16 protein-coding genes and 1 riboswitch are annotated in these 16390 nt (G+C 64.9%); of the genes, 9 read left to right on the top strand and 7 right to left on the bottom strand.

What is annotated here, in order from left to right; genetic code table 11:
- The coding region (locus ABDB81_RS27740; protein WP_346814132.1) for a benzoate-CoA ligase family protein at positions 1-1126 on the bottom strand (1126 nt) is incomplete at its 3' end.
- 64 nt (positions 1127-1190) lie between these two features.
- Positions 1191-2741, bottom strand: coding sequence for a 3,4-dehydroadipyl-CoA semialdehyde dehydrogenase (locus ABDB81_RS27735; protein ID WP_346814131.1), 1551 nt, complete (start codon positions 2739-2741; stop codon positions 1191-1193).
- Positions 2742-3083: 342 nt separating this feature from the next.
- Between ABDB81_RS27735 and boxC the strand changes: the two genes are divergently transcribed.
- From boxC to boxA, 3 genes are read left to right on the top strand one after another with little or no spacing between them, the layout of a single operon-like run.
- Positions 3084-4742 carry a 2,3-epoxybenzoyl-CoA dihydrolase gene (gene boxC / locus ABDB81_RS27730; RefSeq protein ID WP_160472009.1) on the top strand — a complete coding sequence of 553 codons (1659 nt, stop codon included), beginning with the start codon at positions 3084-3086 and terminating at the stop codon, positions 4740-4742.
- Positions 4743-4780: 38 nt separating this feature from the next.
- Positions 4781-6208: a benzoyl-CoA 2,3-epoxidase subunit BoxB gene (boxB, locus tag ABDB81_RS27725; RefSeq protein WP_137926559.1), complete on the top strand. Its 1428-nt coding sequence runs from the start codon at positions 4781-4783 to the stop codon at positions 6206-6208.
- A gap of 51 nt (positions 6209-6259) precedes the next feature.
- A complete protein-coding gene (boxA, locus tag ABDB81_RS27720) occupies positions 6260-7546 on the top strand; it encodes a benzoyl-CoA 2,3-epoxidase subunit BoxA (protein WP_137926558.1) in 1287 nt (428 codons plus the stop codon).
- Here boxA and ABDB81_RS27715 read toward each other — a convergent pair.
- The gene (locus ABDB81_RS27715; protein ID WP_346814130.1) at positions 7540-8466 is read right to left on the bottom strand and encodes a helix-turn-helix transcriptional regulator; all 927 of its coding nucleotides are present in this window, start codon (positions 8464-8466) and stop codon (positions 7540-7542) included. The genes boxA and ABDB81_RS27715 overlap by 7 nt on opposite strands.
- 406 nt (positions 8467-8872) lie before the next feature.
- On the opposite strand from ABDB81_RS27715, the gene ABDB81_RS27710 reads away from it, so the two are divergent.
- From ABDB81_RS27710 to ABDB81_RS27700, 3 genes are read left to right on the top strand one after another with little or no spacing between them, the layout of a single operon-like run.
- Positions 8873-9844: a tripartite tricarboxylate transporter substrate binding protein gene (locus ABDB81_RS27710; RefSeq protein WP_137926556.1), complete on the top strand. Its 972-nt coding sequence runs from the start codon at positions 8873-8875 to the stop codon at positions 9842-9844.
- Positions 9837-10685, top strand: coding sequence for a PhzF family phenazine biosynthesis isomerase (locus ABDB81_RS27705; RefSeq protein WP_249359512.1), 849 nt, complete (start codon positions 9837-9839; stop codon positions 10683-10685). The genes ABDB81_RS27710 and ABDB81_RS27705 overlap by 8 nt, the downstream gene beginning before the upstream one ends.
- Entirely contained in the window at positions 10682-11167 is a 486-nt protein-coding gene (locus ABDB81_RS27700) for a RidA family protein (protein WP_160472015.1), read from the top strand. The genes ABDB81_RS27705 and ABDB81_RS27700 overlap by 4 nt, the downstream gene beginning before the upstream one ends.
- An 11-nt stretch (positions 11168-11178) precedes the next feature.
- Here the strand turns inward: ABDB81_RS27700 and ABDB81_RS27695 are convergent, their stop codons facing one another.
- The 3 genes from ABDB81_RS27695 to ABDB81_RS27685 form a co-directional block, all read right to left on the bottom strand.
- A complete protein-coding gene (locus tag ABDB81_RS27695) occupies positions 11179-11958 on the bottom strand; it encodes a helix-turn-helix domain-containing protein (RefSeq protein WP_346814129.1) in 780 nt (259 codons plus the stop codon).
- A 146-nt stretch (positions 11959-12104) separates the two neighbouring features.
- Positions 12105-12458 (bottom strand): hypothetical protein, encoded by a 354-nt coding sequence (locus ABDB81_RS27690; RefSeq protein WP_137926553.1) that lies wholly within the window; start codon positions 12456-12458, stop codon positions 12105-12107.
- 221 nt (positions 12459-12679) lie between these two features.
- The gene (locus ABDB81_RS27685; protein WP_346814128.1) at positions 12680-13426 is read right to left on the bottom strand and encodes a hypothetical protein; all 747 of its coding nucleotides are present in this window, start codon (positions 13424-13426) and stop codon (positions 12680-12682) included.
- A gap of 305 nt (positions 13427-13731) precedes the next feature.
- Between ABDB81_RS27685 and ABDB81_RS27680 the strand changes: the two genes are divergently transcribed.
- Complete coding sequence (locus ABDB81_RS27680) at positions 13732-14544, top strand: hypothetical protein (protein ID WP_346814127.1); 813 nt, start codon at positions 13732-13734, stop codon at positions 14542-14544.
- On the opposite strand, the gene ABDB81_RS27675 is transcribed toward ABDB81_RS27680, so the two are convergent.
- Positions 14519-15109 (bottom strand): histidine phosphatase family protein, encoded by a 591-nt coding sequence (locus ABDB81_RS27675; RefSeq protein ID WP_137926550.1) that lies wholly within the window; start codon positions 15107-15109, stop codon positions 14519-14521. The two genes, ABDB81_RS27680 and ABDB81_RS27675, sit on opposite strands and share 26 nt — an antisense overlap.
- 35 nt (positions 15110-15144) lie before the next feature.
- Positions 15145-15234, top strand: a riboswitch (cobalamin riboswitch).
- A 50-nt stretch (positions 15235-15284) separates the two neighbouring features.
- Between ABDB81_RS27675 and ABDB81_RS27670 the strand changes: the two genes are divergently transcribed.
- Both ABDB81_RS27670 and ABDB81_RS27665 read left to right on the top strand, forming a co-directional pair.
- Positions 15285-15506 carry a CbtB-domain containing protein gene (locus tag ABDB81_RS27670; protein WP_137926549.1) on the top strand — a complete coding sequence of 74 codons (222 nt, stop codon included), beginning with the start codon at positions 15285-15287 and terminating at the stop codon, positions 15504-15506.
- A gap of 12 nt (positions 15507-15518) precedes the next feature.
- On the top strand, positions 15519-16235 hold the full coding sequence (locus ABDB81_RS27665) for a CbtA family protein (protein ID WP_160472024.1): 717 nt from the start codon (positions 15519-15521) through the stop codon (positions 16233-16235).
- Positions 16236-16390 lie beyond the last annotated feature (155 nt).

The following is a 16390-nucleotide window of genomic DNA, read 5'->3' as shown; positions in this document are numbered from 1 at the left end:
AGAGGTCGCCCACTTCGCCATCGGGCACGGGCTGTCCGTCGTCGTCGCGCAACTCCACGCTGTAGCCGGGCACGGGCCAGCCCGTGGTGCCATAGCGCACCTGGCCAGGACGGTTCGACAGGAAGATGTGCAGCATCTCCGTGGAGCCGATGCCATCGACAATCTCGCACCCGAAATGCCGCGTGAAACGTTCACCGATTTCCGCAGGCAGCGCCTCGCCCGCAGACGAACACAACCGCAGCGCCACGTCCTGCCGCGCGGGCAACGCGGGCGAGGCGAGCATGCCCGCATAGCCGGTGGGCGCGCCGAACAATACGGTGGCGCGATGCGTCGTGAGGCGACGGAATACGGCATCGGGCGTGGGACGCTCCGCCATCAACACCACCGTGGCACCCACACTGAGCGGAAACGTGAGGCCATTGCCGAGACCATAGGCGAAGTACAGCTTGGCGGCGGAGAAACACACATCGTGCTCGGTGAGGCCCAGCACGGGCTTGCCATAGAGTTCGGCGGTCCAGTACGCATTGGCCTGGCTGTGCAGCACGCCCTTCGGGCGACCTGTGGAGCCTGACGAATACAGCCAGAAACCGGGATCGTCGGGATGCGTCGCGGCAGGGGCAGGCAATGGCGCGTGCGTGGCGAGCAGATCGTCGATGGTGTGGACGTTGACTTCATCGCTCTGCGCGCTGTCGGGTTCGCCGCTGACGAGGATGTTTTGCAACTCATGCCCGCCCTGTGCCATGGCCTCGCGCAAGATCGGCAATAGCGAGGCCGATACCAGCGCCGCCTGCGCGCGCGAATGCCGCAGCATGTACGCGTAATCGTCGGCAGTCAGCAGCGTGTTGACGGCGACGGGCACCACGCCTGCATACATGGCGCCCAGGAACGACACGGGCCAGTCGTTGCAGTCGTGCATCAGCAGCAGCACGCGTTCCTCGCGGTGGATGCCCAGTGTCTTGAGTGCAGCGGCCATGCGTCGCACGCGGTCGGCCAGTGTGCCATAGTCGAGCGCGCCGGCATCGTCGATAAAGGCGGTCTTGTCAGGACGTGCAGCGTTGCAGGCCAGCAGATGATCGGCCAGGTTGAACGGGGTGCCAGGGGGCAGGGCAGCAGGGTGGGCTTGCATGGGTTGTCTCCCCAAGTGGTTTTTATTGTTGTGGGTGGTGGAAGGTAAAGGAAGGTGGAAAGCTTCAGAGCAGTGCGGTCACGGCGCTACTGGCCTGAATCGCACAGCGGCGATGGTGGAAATCGAGCGCGCGCAATCCGCCCAGTTCCTCGCCACCGCCCGCGCGGCCCGGTCCGCCGTGTACCGATTGCGGCATCACGTTGCCGTGGCCGGAGTGGATCGATGCGACATCGGGTGAGACCACATGCACGCGGCCATGGCTATCGGCCAATGCCACGCCAGCCTGCGCGAGCGCTGCGGTATCGCTGCCATAGAGCGATGCCACAAGCGAGCCTTCGCCGCGCCGGATCAGGGCGAGCGCATGCGCGGTGTCGCGATAAGGCACGAGCGTGGCGACGGGGCCGAAGACTTCGGTCTCGTGAACCCGTGCCGCACCATCGGCATCGCGCGCGCCCAGCAGCGTGGGCCCGGTGCAGCAGGCGATGGATGGGTCGGCATCCACCAGCGGCGTGGCGCTGCCATCGAACAGCACCTCGGTCTGTTCGCGCAAGTTGGCGATGCCGGCTTTCACGGCATCGAACTGCGCGCGGCTGACCAGTGCGCCCATGCGTACGGCGTCGTTGCGAGGATTGCCCACGGAGACACGACCTAGCTTGGCGCCGATGGCTTGCGCCGCAGCGTCATACAGCGATTCGGGTACGAAGATGCGCCGGATGGCCGTGCATTTCTGGCCGGACTTCACGGTCATCTCGCGCACCACTTCGCGTACGAGCAGATCGAACGCCTCGCTGTCCGATCCTTCGCCGGGCAACAGCAGTGCGGAGTTGACGCTGTCTGCTTCCACATTCACGCGTACCGAGCGGCGTGTCACGGCATCGTGCGAACGAATCAGTGCACCAGTATCTGCCGAGCCTGTGAACGAAATCGCGTCGAACGGTTCCAGCGGATCGAGCAATCCCGCGGCGCTGCCGCACACGATGGACAGCGCGCCTTCCGGCAACACGTTCGCATCGATCACGTCGCGCACCATGCGTTGCGTGAGCCATGCGGTGGCCGTTGCGGGTTTGACGATGACCGGCACGCCGGACAGCAGGGCGGGCGCCGCCTTCTCCCAAAGTCCCCACGCGGGGAAGTTGAACGCATTGATCAGCAGCGCCACGCCCCGATTCGGTACGTGAACGTGCTGCGACACAAACAACGGGTCCTTGCCGAGACGCACGCTGTCGCCATCAAGCAAGTAATGGCGATCGCCCAATGATTCGCCGAGCTTCGCATACACCCCGACCGTATAGATCGCGCCATCGATATCCACGGCCGAATCGTTGCGCACCGTGCCGCTGTTGGCGGTGGCGATCTCGTAATAGGTGTCGCGGTGTGCCTGGAGCACCTTGACGATGGCGCCGAGCATGGCTGCGCGCTGCGCATAGGTCATGGCCCGCAGTGCCGCGCCGCCGAGCTCGCGGGCATGACGGTATCCGGCGCGCAGATCGAGGCCCGTGGCATCCACGCGCACCAGCGATGCGCCGGTCACCGGATCGGCCAGCGTCACGCCAGCGCCGGTGCCATGTTGCCACTGGCCGGCCAGATAGTTGGGAAGCAATTCGGGTAGGGACATTCGTGATCTCCAGCCTGGCCTCGCAGGGGGCGCGGGCCAATGTTGTGACTGCACTATTGTGCAGGTCTGAAACATAGAGGCCAGCAGGAGGGGTGTCAAGCAATATATTGCATGGCGCAGGGTTAACGATTGGCGGGCCACGCTACGAGCAAGAAACGCCGGAATGGCCCGGGAAGTCTTGGATTTGTGAGGAGTGCGACGTGCGCGGTGCGGGAGTGTGCCGCTTCGGTCGCTCAACGCGAAACATGCAAAATAATGCTTGAAATTCTGAATGGCGATGAACTATAGTTCCATCACAACACGGCCGCACACCGAACTATCGTGCTTCCCCAGGAGACCCAAATGACTGCAGCGCCCCGCGTCGATTACCAGACCGATCCTTCCCAGTACAAGCACCTCACCATGTCGTTCGACGGGGCGATTGCCACGCTGACGCTGAACATCGACGAGAACGCCGGCCTGCGCGACGGCTACAAGCTCAAGCTGAACAGCTATGACCTTGGCGTGGATATCGAACTGAACGATGCGGCCAACCGTATCCGCTTCGAGCATCCCGAAGTGCGCACGGTGGTGGTGACCAGCGGCAAGGAGAAGGTGTTCTGCTCGGGCGCCAATATCTTCATGCTCGGCGTCAGCAGCCATGCGTGGAAGGTCAACTTCTGCAAGTTCACCAACGAAACGCGCAACGGGCTGGAAGATTCGTCGAAGTACAGCGGCCTGAAATTCCTTGCAGCGGTCAATGGCGCCTGCGCCGGTGGCGGATACGAACTGGCACTGGCGTGCGACGAGATCCTGCTGATCGATGACCGGTCGTCGGCGGTGAGCCTGCCCGAAGTGCCGCTGCTGGGTGTGCTGCCCGGCACGGGCGGTCTGACCCGCGTGACCGACAAGCGCCATGTGCGCCATGACCTGGCCGATATCTTCTGCACGACGAACGAAGGTGTGCGCGGCCAGCGTGCCAAGGACTGGCGCCTGGTGGACGATATCGCCAAGCCCGCCGTCTTCGCGCAGAAAGTTCGCGAGCGCGCCGAGGCACTGGCCGCACAGAGCGATCGTCCCGCCGATGCCAAGGGCGTGGCGCTCGTGCCCGTGCAACGCACGATCGAAGCGGATGCCCTGCGCTACGCCTATGTCACCGTGGAGATCGACCGTCCCGCGCGCCGCGCCACGTTTATCGTCAAGGGACCGAGCGGCGCGCAGCCGTCCACCCCCGCCGCCATCGCCGAAGCCGGCGCCGCGTGGTATCCGCTGCAACTGGCGCGCGAACTGGAAGACGCGATTCTGTCGATGCGCACCAACGAACTCGACATTGGCACCTGGCTGATCAAGACTGAAGGCGATGCCGCCGATGTGCTGGCGATGGACGCGACGCTGCTCGCCCACAAGGACCACTGGCTGGTACGCGAAACCATCGGCCTGCTGCGCCGTACGTTCTCGCGTTTCGATGTCTCGTCGCGCAGCCTGTTCGCGCTGGTGGAGCCGGGTTCGTGCTTTGCCGGATCGTTCCTGGAACTGGCGCTGGCCTGCGACCGCATCTATCACCTCGCGCTGCCCGACGATGAAGCGCGCGCACCGGCCATCACCGTGGCGGACGCCAACTTCGGCCTGTATCCGATGGCCACGGGCCAGAGCCGCCTGGGCCGCCGCTTCTACGACGAAGTCCCCGCCATGGAAGCCGTGCGCGCAAAGGCCGGGCAGCCGCTCGATGCCGATGCTGCGTTCGCGCTGGGTCTTGTGACATCGAATCCGGACGATATCGACTGGGCCGACGAAGTGCGGATCGCGCTGGAAGAACGCGCGGCGATGTCGCCCGATGCGCTGACCGGCATGGAAGCCAACCTGCGCTTCAACGGCCAGGAAAACATGGTCACGCGGATCTTCGGACGCCTGACGGCATGGCAGAACTGGATCTTCCAGCGCCCGAACGCCGTGGGCGAGAAGGGTGCGCTGAAGGTCTACGGCAAGGGCGACAAGGCCGCCTTCGACTGGAACCGCGTCTGAACCCGCCGCACAAGCGACAAGCGAATCTGGAGACCACGATGAACGGCATCAACTACAGCGACAAGATTCCCAACAACGTCAACCTGAGCGAAGACCGCACGCTGCAGCGCGCGCTCGAACAGTGGCAGCCGAACTACCTGAGCTGGTGGAACGACATGGGCCCCGACGGCTCGCAGGATTTCGATATCTACCTGCGCACGGCCATCAGCGTGGACCCGCAGGGCTGGGCGCACTTCGGCCACGTCAAGATGCCGGACTATCGCTGGGGCATCTTCCTGAACCCGGCCGAGGCCAATCGCAAGATTCATTTTGGCGATCACAAGGGCGAGGACGTGTGGCAGGAAATCCCGGGTGAATACCGCGCCAACCTGCGCCGCATCATCGTCACGCAGGGCGACACTGAACCTGCTTCGGTGGAACAGCAGCGCCACCTGGGCCTGACCGCGCCGAGCATGTACGACCTGCGCAACCTGTTCCAGGTGAACGTGGAAGAAGGGCGCCACCTGTGGGCGATGGTGTATCTGCTGCACAAGTACTTCGGCCGCGATGGCCGCGAGGAAGGCGAGGCGTTGCTGGAACGGCGCAGCGGTCAGGAAGACAATCCGCGCATCCTGCAGGCGTTCAACGAGCAGACCCCGGACTGGCTCTCGTTCTTCATGTTTACGTATTTCACGGACCGCGACGGCAAGTTCCAGTTGTGTGCACTGGCAGAAAGCTCGTTCGATCCGCTGGCGCGCACCACCAAGTTCATGCTGACCGAGGAAGCGCATCACATGTTCGTGGGCGAAAGCGGCGTGTCGCGCGTGATCCAGCGTACCTGTCAGGTCATGAACGAACTGAAGACCGATGATCCGGCCAAGCTGCGCGCCGCGGGCGTGATCGACCTGCCGACGATACAGCGCTACCTGAACTTCCACTACAGCGTGACGATCGATCTGTTCGGCGCCGATGAGTCGAGCAATGCGGCCACGTTCTACAGCACGGGTCTCAAGGGTCGGTACGAGGAAGGCAAGCGCACCGACGACCACGTACTCAAGAACCAGACGTACAAGGTATTGCAGGCCGTGGGCGGCAAGCTGGTGGAGAAGGAAGTGCCGATGCTCAACGCGCTCAACGAGGTGCTGCGCGATGACTACATCAAGGACAGCGTGGCCGGTGTGGAACGCTGGAACAAGGTCATCGAGAAAGCGGGCATTCCGTTCCGGCTCAAGGTGCCGCACAAGGCGTTCCACCGCAATATCGGCGCGCTGGCTGGCGTGAAGGTGTCGCCGGAAGGGCGCGTGATTCCCGATGCGGAATGGCGCGACTACGTGGATCAATGGCTGCCCACGCCGGGAGACCGCGCGTTCGTGGCGGGCCTGATGGGGCGCGTGGTCGAGCCCGGCAAGTTCGCCAACTGGATCGCGCCGCCGGTCATGGGCATCAACCGCCAGCCGGTGGATTTCGAGTACGTGCGCTTCAACTGACCCGTCGGGAGGCGCGCCCGCCGTGGCGCGCCGCGTTACCCGGAGAACACCATGGACATGTCCGACATCCAGGTCATCAGGCAACACCTGATCGATCCCGAGATCTGCATCCGCTGCAACACCTGCGAGGCCACTTGCCCCGTGGCCGCGATCACGCACGATTCCCGCAACTACGTGGTGGACGCCGAGACGTGCAACGGCTGCATGGCGTGCATCTCGCCGTGCCCCACGGGATCGATCGACAACTGGCGCGTCATGCCGCGTGCCCGCGCCTACAGCGTGGACGAGCAACTGGGCTGGGACGAACTGCCTGCCGAACTCAGCGAGGATGAACTCGCGGCGGCCGGTGTCTCGGCAGCAGCCAGCCTGCCGCCCGCGCCGGAAGTGGTCACGCTGCCTGCGGCATTCGAAGGCGGCGAGACGTTCCAGAGCGCGCAATACGGCGCCACGGTGCCGCCGTGGTCGGCGGCGCATGCCTATACGAATCTCTACGGCGGCAAGGCGAGCAAGTCAGCCACCACGGCACGCGCCACGGTGACCGGCAATCTGCGTGCGACCGAAGTGGGGCGCGACTACGACACGCACCATATCGTGCTCGATTTCGGGACGGTGCCATTTCCCGTTCTGGAAGGGCAATCGATCGGCATCGTGCCGCCCGGCGTGGATGCCAGCGGTCGGCCCCATCATGCACGCCAGTATTCGGTGGCGAGCGCGCGCAATGGCGAACGGGCGGGTTACAACAACCTCTCGCTGACGATCAAGCGCGTGCTGGAAGATCACCAGGGCAATGCCGTGCGCGGCGTGGCCTCGAACTACATGTGCGACCTGCAGATCGGCGACACCGTGGAAGTGATCGGCCCGTTCGGTAACAGCTTCCTGATGCCGAACCATCCGCGCTCGCATATCGTCATGATCTGCACCGGCACGGGCAGCGCACCGATGCGTGCGATGACCGAGTGGCGCCGCCGCCTGCGCAAGTCAGGCAAGTTCGAGAGCGGCAAGCTGATGCTGTTTTTCGGCGCCCGTACGCGCGAGGAACTGCCGTACTTTGGTCCGCTCGTGAATCTGCCGAAGGATTTCATCGATGTGAACCTGGCGTTTTCGCGTACGCCGGGGCAGCCGCGCCGCTATGTGCAGGACGCCATGCGCGAACGCGCAGCGGATCTGGCCGCGCTGCTCGCCGACACCAACAGCCATTTCTATGTCTGCGGGTTGAAGAGCATGGAAGAGGGGGTGGTGCTGGCGCTGCGCGATATCGCCGTGCAGGCAGGGATGGACTGGGACAAGCTCGGCGCCGACCTCAAGCAGCAAGGCCGGCTGCATCTGGAAACCTACTGACCGATCAGGGCCTGCTGCGCCGAGGTGGCGGCTACTACCGCCTCGCGCAGCGCTGCAAACGCTTCGGCGAGCGGCTTGTCGCTGGTATCGACGATGGTATCGGCCTTCGAATAGAACGCGGCTCGGCCTTCCAGGATGCGCTTCAAATCTTCCATCGCCTCGCGGCTGTCGGCCATGGGTCGCGTATCGCCTTGCGCCACCACACGCGCCATATGCTCCTCGGGCGCGGCCTGCAACCAGACTGTCGTGCAATGCGTCAGCAGTTCGTTGAAGGTGGCCGGGTCCGAGACTATGCCGCCCGGCGTGGCGATTACCGCTTCTCCATACAACTGGATCGTTTCTTCAAGCGCGCGTCGCTCATAGCGTCGATACGCGTTGGTGCCATACAGCCCGTGGATTTCCTGCACGCTGCACCCGGCCACACGTTCGATCTCTACGTTCAGTTCGACAAAGGGCATGTCCAGCGCCTCGGCCAGCATGCGTCCGAGCGTGGACTTTCCCGCGCCGCGCAAGCCCACCAATGCGATGCGGCGCGAGCGCAGCGGATCTGCCGGATCGGTGCCGAGCAACTGGCCCACGGCAATCCGCACGCGCCGCAGATCGGCTTCGGAACGGTTCTCCAGCAGCTCGCGGATCAGCAGCCATTCCGGCGAACTCGTGGTGACATCGCCGAGCAATTCCGTCAGCGCGCATTGCAGCGCATTGGCAATCTGCTGCAGCACCAGGATCGACGCATTGCCCGTGCCATGTTCCAGATTGGCGATATGGCGCTCGGAGACATCGGCGGCTTCCGCCAGCGCCCGGCGCGTCAGGCCGCGCCGGGCGCGCAGGCTGCGCGTGCGCTCCCCGATGGCAAGCAGCAGGGGCGAGCGGGGCGCGCTGCCTTCATTGGCAGACTGCGGTTCCGGGGTGGCGTTCATGGCGGGTGCGTACGGTGCTGGGGAGGCTCGAAGGGTCAGAGGCGCATGATAAAGCGCGCGGGGTTATCGGGAAAGCCCGCGTCGCTGATGTGCTGCTTTACGCCCCTCTCCTGTTCGGTTTTCTCCCTTCGCCCACGCGGCGGGAGAGGGGAGCACACCAGGCTCATCAAGTACCCTCGATTTTCTCCCCTCTCCCGCGCGGTGGGAGAGGGGCGGGGGAGAGGGCCGGCGCTTCAAATTGCGACTGCGTTGGCAAGCAGACCCTCCAGCCCTCTCCCCCAACCCCTCTCCCAGAGGGAGAGGGGAGAGAGACTGCCGCATTCCGGATCACCCCACGTCGCATTCCGGTTTGAAGGCCGTTCGCCCCATTCCTAGACTCGATGCATTCCAAACAAGGGGAGTGCGCGTGTCTATCCTGTCTATTTCAGCCCGCGTCATGCTGGCCGGCGCTGTGGCGGCGTCATCCGTTGCCGCCCATGCGGAAACCTGGCCGGCCAAGCCGATCACCATGGTGGTGCCATTTCCCGCTGGCGGCGGCACCGATCTGGTGGTGCGCACGATCCAGCCCTTGCTGCAGCGTGAACTTGGCCAACCTGTGGTGATCGACAACCGTAGCGGCGCGGGCGGCACGATCGGGTCGGGCTTCGTGGCGCGTGCCGCGGCGGATGGCTACACCGCCGGTGTGGTCACGACGAGCACGCACGCGGTCAGCGTGGCGCTCTATCCCAAGCTGACGTACAACCCCGCGAAGGACTTCGCCTATGCGGGTTTCATCGGCACCTCGCCCTACGTACTGGCAGTCAACAACGCATTGCAGGTGCCCGATGCCAAGGCATTGGTTGCGAAGCTGAAGGCTGACAAGTCGCAGCACAGCTTTGCATCGGTGGGCGTGGGCACCGTGTCGCACCTGATGGGCGAGCAGTTCCAGAAGCTCGTCAATGTGCCGATGACCCACGTGCCGTATCGCGGCGCGGCGCCGGCCTATACCGATCTGATCGGCGGGCAGGTGCAGATCATGTTCGACAATCCCGTGGGACTCGCCCCCTATATCAAGGCGCACAAGATTTCCGCGATTGCCGTGACCGCCGCTACGCCGCTGCTGCCCGGTGTGCCGACCTTCACCAGCCAGGGCGTGCCGGGTTTCGACCAGCAACTGTGGTACGGCATCGCGTTCCCGAAGGGCACTCCCACTGCCATTGTCGACCGCTTCAACGCGGCGCTGAACAAGGTCCTGGCCGACAAGGCCGTGGCCGACGACCTCGCCAGCAAGGGCGTGACGGCGCGTCCTGGTACGCCGGCCTCGCTGCAAACGACGGTGCAATCCGACATTCCCTACTGGGGCAAGATCGCCAAGTCCGTGGGAGCCACAGGTGAGTGAAGTCAGCATGATCCGCGTGTTTGTGCGCGACGGGCAGGGCGGCAATCCGGTGCCGCTGGTGGCCGATGCACGGGGCATGAGCGCGCCAGCCATGCAGGATGTGGCCGCGACGCATGGCCATGAGTCGGCCTTCGTACTGCCGAGCGATAACGGCTGCGACTGGCGTTTCCGCTTCTTCGTGCCGCAGCATGAGATGGAGATGTGTGGCCATGCCACCGTGGGTACGCTGTGGGCGATGCGGCAATGGGGGCAATGGACCACGCCCACCGCGCGTATCGAAACCATGAGCGGCATCGTGCAGGCGTACTGGGACGATGCCGCGCAACGTGTCTGGATCTCGCAGCCGGCGGTGCGGATCGGCGCACTGAACGCTGAGGCGGCGGACCGCGTTGCCATGCAGATCGGCCTGCTGGGCAAGGGCTATCCGGCCATCAACGCCGCTACCAGTCGCGTGAAGACGCTGGTGGAGCTGCCGTCCGTGGCCATGCTCGACAGCCTCGATCCCCATTTCTCAAGCATGGAATCGCTGTGCGCATCGATCGATTCCACCGGGCTGTATCCCTATGCGTTCGGCGTGCCCAAGGCGGACGGCATGCGCGTGGTCCACGCGCGGCAGTTTCCGAAGTCGTCGGGCTATCCCGAGGATGCGGCTACCGGTATTGCAGCGGCCGCGTTGTGGGGATACTTGCATGCGGCAGGTGAAGTGAGTGGCGCCATTGCGGTGTGGCAGGGCGATGCCATGGGGAGCCCCTCGGAAATCCTGGTCGCGCCGCGCAAGACCGATTCTGGCGAGCCTGACGGCTGCTGGCTCAGCGGCAGCGTGGCATGGGGCGAGGCATGACAATCGACGCCCCCGAAGTCCGGCTTGCTGCAGCGGGTTTCACGCTGCCCGAGGTATCCACGCCGCGCGGCAACTATGCGCCGTATAGCGTGGTGCAGATGGGCACAACGCAGTGGGTGTCGATTGCCGGGCAAGTGTGTCGGCAGTCAGGGATCGCCATGGCAGGACAGTGCAGGGACGACGACGATGTGGAGCCTGCCCGCCGTGCCGCCGAGGTATCGATGCTGAATGCGCTGGCTGCGTTGCGGCTGGCTTGCGACGGCGATTTGTCGCGCGTGATCCAGGTGGTGCGGCTGCGTGGCTTTATCCGCGCGGCACCGGACTTCGCCCGGCATCCGGCCGTGCTCGACGCCGCCTCCGCCGTGTTGCGCGCGGCCTTCCCCGACCAGCCGCTACCCGCACGCAGCGCGCTGGGCGTGTCCAGCCTGCCGGATCGCGCGTGGACGGAGATCGAGATCGACGCGCTGGTGGCCATGGGCTGAAACGATTGCCGTCAGGAAATATCGCTGGCTTCGCGCAATAGCCGGTGCAGATGCCCGCTGGAGGCAAAGCCAAGATCCACGCTGACACTGGCAACGGACTGGCCTTGCGCGATCAATGCGCGGGCATGCGCGGCCAGCACGCGGCGCCGGACGGCCACGGGCGTGGCGCCGAATTCGATCTGGCAGGCGCGTTGCAATTGCCGGATGGAGGTGCCCAGTTCCTCGGCCACGGCATCGATCGATGGCAGTGGCAGGTCGCGTTCGAGCGCGTGTCGAAAACGCCGGACCATGCGCAGGGCCACGGAAGCCGGTTCCTCGGGCATTGCCAGCGGCTTGCTGCCCACCAGTTGCTCGACGATGGCGCGTACCAGCCACGATGCGCTGCCTGCGGAGATGGTCGGGGCCAGCAGGGCTTCGAGCATCGCGATGGTGGCGCCATCCAGATGCATCGCGCCGAATGGCCGCGAGCCGGGCAGGCGATCCGGCGGCAGATACAACTCGCCGTGTTGCTGCCGCTCGTGTTCGGAAGCCGTCAGATGCGCGGTCGATGCCGGCAGCAGCACCGCCGTGCCGCGCACCAGGGACGTGGCATGCAGTGCGCGCGCCTTGGCCGATGGTTCGGTTGTGTCGTCCCATACGGCCTTGAGCCTGCCCACGCGTGGCCATAGCAGCATGCCGCAGTCATGGGTGTGCCAGTTCCGCTGAAAGGAAGGCTGCCGGCTGTCGTGCAGCGCGAATCCGTGCTGCGCGGTCAGGTGAAGCTTGGGAGACAGGTGAGGGGCGTTGGTCATCGGGGGCGTTCCGTCAGGCAGGAAAGGGCGGAATGCCATCGATCATACGGCACGGCGCGTCGATATCGAAAACGAAATAGAAAACGAAATCGGGAAAGCGATGGCCGGCGTGGCCATCGCGGGGGCACCTCACATCCGGTGGCGCGCTACATGCACTGGTTCAAGGCACCGGCGGCGGCGCTATCGCTCCCCCGGAAGCCCAGCCACGAACCCTGGCCGGTCGGAGACCTGCGCACGATGGCGGCCGAGCCGGAGGGCGGGTTCTGCCCCGGCACGTAGACATCGTAGGCACCGTCGTTGGCCAGCATGTACTGCATCCACACCTGCTGTCTGGAACTGTTGGCCCATTGCGATCCGATGCATTGCGCGGCTTCCTTGGGTGCCAGCTTGCTCTGGCCGACTGCCCGGGTTTCCGGGGTTGGCGGTGGAATGTACGGAGAGGTTGCGCAGCCTGCCACAACAACGGCAGAGGCGAGAACGGCGAGGATCGGATATTTCATGTTATTGACTCCTGTACTCCTGTCGGATCGCGAAAAGCAACGGCCACGCGTGCGAGTCTGTCGCGGCGCGCCGATGCCGCTGACGTGACCTGACAGGGATGCGCAGGCGATCAGGTCCGTACAAGGTAACAGTCTAGGCACCAGCCTTCCGATGAGGCAAAAAAATCACGGCAGGGTCAGCATCTATTCATGTGGCGCTTTCTGAACAAGGGGCGCTGCCGCTAGCCGGCACGCCGCGCGCGTTGCCATGCTCCCGTATTGGGACACACATCCGCTTTCGCGCCATCGCGCCAGATCTGCTCGTCTTCCACGGTCGCGGGCACGGGCTGGCCGGGGTCGAAGGAGACGCCAAGTGCCCTCGCCACCGCCGGATGCTCGATCGGGAGTTCCCACGTCAGGAATAGCTGCGTGGTATCCGGCTCCACGGGGAAATCCGCCGCGTCGAAGCCCGGATTGCCGCTGGCAATCACGGCATGCGGCTGGCTGGGATCGAACACCAGCGCGGTGCCGCGCACGATGGGGATGCGCAGGTCCAGCGCTGGAAAGTGAACCTCCTGCCCCTTTCCCTCGCTCACAAAGAGATTGCAGAACGCCGCGCCGCCGTACTGTTCGCCATCGTGGTGATACCGCGCACCCCGGCACGCCATCAGTGCCACGTCGGCGTCGGCAAGCAGGCCGTCGAGGCCGTGCGTGGATAGCCACGCCGACATCGCGCGCACGCAGTCGGGATATTCCGGCCAGCGCGTCCGTGCGCGCGCCAGCGGCATGACCTCGACGTCTCCGGGTTCAAGGGTCATCCGCGTCGAGATCTCTCGTGCCCAGTCCGCGCGCAGACGTGCCGGGGCCTCGGGAATGTCGACCTTTGCGGACAGCACGGCCTGCCCCAGGCGACGGCCGCGCAGGGCATCGCCGCTCCAGAAGAAGGCGGTCGGCGACGAGAGGAAAGCGGGGCGGTCGGCATTGCGCATGCCGGGAGTGTAAATCGGTTGGCCAGCCGGGCCTCATCCGTATCCGAAAGCGTTTCACGCAAAAAATAAAGAATTCACTTCTGTCTGGACAGTGGGTGGTCGACTATCGATGCGGGTCGATGGACCTGTGACGTCACGTCACGTCACATTGCGTCATTTGCCACGGCTTCCGGACCATGCCATGACCCGACCCTCACCAGGCATTGCCCCGGACGGAATCGCTGATGCCGAGGGCTTTTCCCTCGTTCGCAATGACCTGCTGTTTCGCCTGCAACGCGGGCTCGGGCTGATTCCGGCCACAGGGCTTGGCGATACGTTCCGCCACGCGTCTGCGGGATCGCGCCTATCCGTGGGTCGTGATCGGCGCGCTGGTCGTCGCCTGGACGGCCTCGGTGATGGTGGCTCCGAATCCCGATGAGATCGCCTGGTCTGGCGACGCGACGGGTCGCAATTTCGGCGCGTGGTGGCTCCTGCTGGTGGTCAGGCCGCTGTTTACCGTATTGCTGTTGGCGTGGATCTGGCGCCTGGTGCTGGCCGCCGTGGTGCTGTGGCGCGTGGCGAAGTTGCCGCTGCATCTGGTGCCGACCCACCCCGATCATGTCGGCGGGCTGGGCTTTCTCTCGCGGCTGCCCGTGGTGTTTGCGCCGTTCACCCTGGCGGTGTCGTCGGTGGTGGCCGCCTCCTGGGCGCATCAGGTGGCCTACCACGGTACGTCGGTGCCATCGCTCTATATCGAAATGGTGGTGCTGGCCATCGTGCTGATCATGCTGGTGGCGCTGCCGCTACTGTGCTTCACGCCGCTGCTGCTGCGCACGAAGAAGATCGCCATGCTCGAATATGGCGCGTTGCTGTCGGAGCATGGTCGCAAGGTGCAGCGGCGCTGGCTGGCGCGTGAGCCCGGACTCGACGACGACGCGATGCTCAATGCGCCGGAACTGGGTGCGACGGCGGATACGCAGACCATCTACGAATCCGTGACAAAGATCCGTCCCATCATCCTGAACAAGGGCGTGCTGCTGGCCATTGCCGTGCCGGCGGCGCTGCCGATGCTGCTGCTCGTGGCGGGGCAGTATCCGCTCAAGGCCACGTTGCTCAAGCTGCTGACGGTGCTGCTGTAGTCGCGACCGGTACGCTCAGTGACGACAGCCGCCAATGCCCGGGATGCCCGGACAGCGTGCTGATGCTCATCGGTGCGATGTCGAGGTGCCAGTAGCCGCGCGCCGGGGCATCGAGCGCGCACAGCACGATGGCGCGCAGGATGGCGGGTGGCGCGATCACCAGCGTATGGCCGGGTTGCCATGGGTAGGTGCCGAACCATGCCGCCACCCGCTGCAACGCCTCGGCAATGGATTCGCCGCCGTGCGGCTTGGCATCGGCATCCGATAGCCACGCGGCCAGCGCCTCCGGTTCCTCTTCGGAGATCGTCTTGAGCGATTGGCCCGTCCATCGGCCATAGTCGAGTTCGCGCAGATCCGTTGCGATGAATGGCGTGAATCCCAAAGCGGCGGCGGTTTCCTGCGCGCTCCGTGCGGGACTGCACACCGCGTGGCCCACCTTCCATGCCGTGATGCCAGCCACGGCGTCGTCATCCAGCGCGTCGTCATCGGGAAAGCGGCCGGCGCGCAATGCCGCGGTGGCGGGCGGGCAGAACAACGTGATCCGGTGCACGGTAGGCGTGGTCATGGTGAGGGGTCTATAATGCGCGGACTCTCGATGCGGGGAAGCCGGTTCAAATCCGGCGCGGTCGCGCCACTGTATATCAACCTGACCATCGCCAGACGGCGATGCGCGGGAAGACAAGCCAGACCTCTGCATCGAATCTTCCTTCCACAGGACGCGTCATCCTTCAGGAGCTTCCATGCAAGCCACGTTGCATCATCCGGTCGCCGTGCCGGCCATCGTCCCCGTTTCCATTCCGCTGCGCGAACTGCTGCCCTGGGCCATCTTCGGCGGCATGCTGATGTTGCTGGCGATCTATTTCGTCGGGGTGGAAGAGGGCGCCGCTGCCATCTTCAACACGATGTACGTCCACGAGTTCGTTCACGATGGCCGGCACCTGCTCGGCTTTCCGTGCCACTGAACCCGTAGCACCATGGTGAGAGACCTGCTGGTCCGCGGCATGCTCGCGGGCTTTCTGGCCAGTTTGCTGGCCTTTGCCTTTGCCCATGTCGTGGGCGAACCCCAGGTGGACCGTGCCATCGCGTTCGAGGAACAGGCCACGCACGCGATGGGCGGCAGCCACGCGCACGAGATGCCCGAACTGGTGAGCCGCGAAACACAGTCCGGGCTCGGCCTGTTCGTCGGCCTGGCCGTGTTCGGCGCCGCCGTGGGCGGGCTGTTCGCACTGGCCTTCGCGTATGTGTATGGCCGCATCGGCGCGCTTGGCGCACGGGCCACGGCGATGCTGATGGCCACGCTCGGCTACATCGCCATCGTGCTGGTGCCGTTCGTCAAGTACCCGCCGAACCCGCCGGCCATCGGGGACCCGTCCACCATCGGCCTGCGCACCGCACTGTTCTTCACGATGATCGGCCTGTCACTGGCTGCGCTGGTGGTATCGGTCATCGTCGCACGCAAGCTTATTGTGCGAATGGGTGCATGGCACGCGTGGCTGGGCGCTGCTGGCGTGTTCGTGCTGCTGGTGGTGCTGATCCAGACGCTGCTGCCTTCGATCAACGAAGTGCCTGAGCATTTCCCGGCAACGCTGCTGTGGCAATACCGCGTGGCAACGTTCGGGATTCAGGCGGTGCTTTGGGGGGCGTTGGGCGTGGTGTTTGCAGGGTTTGCGAGGGGGGTGGTGGAGCGGTAGGTTTTCTCGCCGCGCTCTGGTTTCTCCCCTCTCCCTCAGGGAGAGGGGCGGGGGAGAGGGCAGGCGGTTCTGCTTGCCGAGTTGTCGCAATTTGAACTGCTGGCCCTCTCCCCCTGTAGTGGTCCAATAAACCTGGACACCTCAAAAGGTAGACT

Origin of the sequence: Cupriavidus sp. DL-D2 (assembly GCF_039710735.1) — a bacterium.
Taxonomy (GTDB): domain Bacteria; phylum Pseudomonadota; class Gammaproteobacteria; order Burkholderiales; family Burkholderiaceae; genus Cupriavidus.
This window is presented reverse-complemented; position numbering and strand designations above follow the sequence as displayed.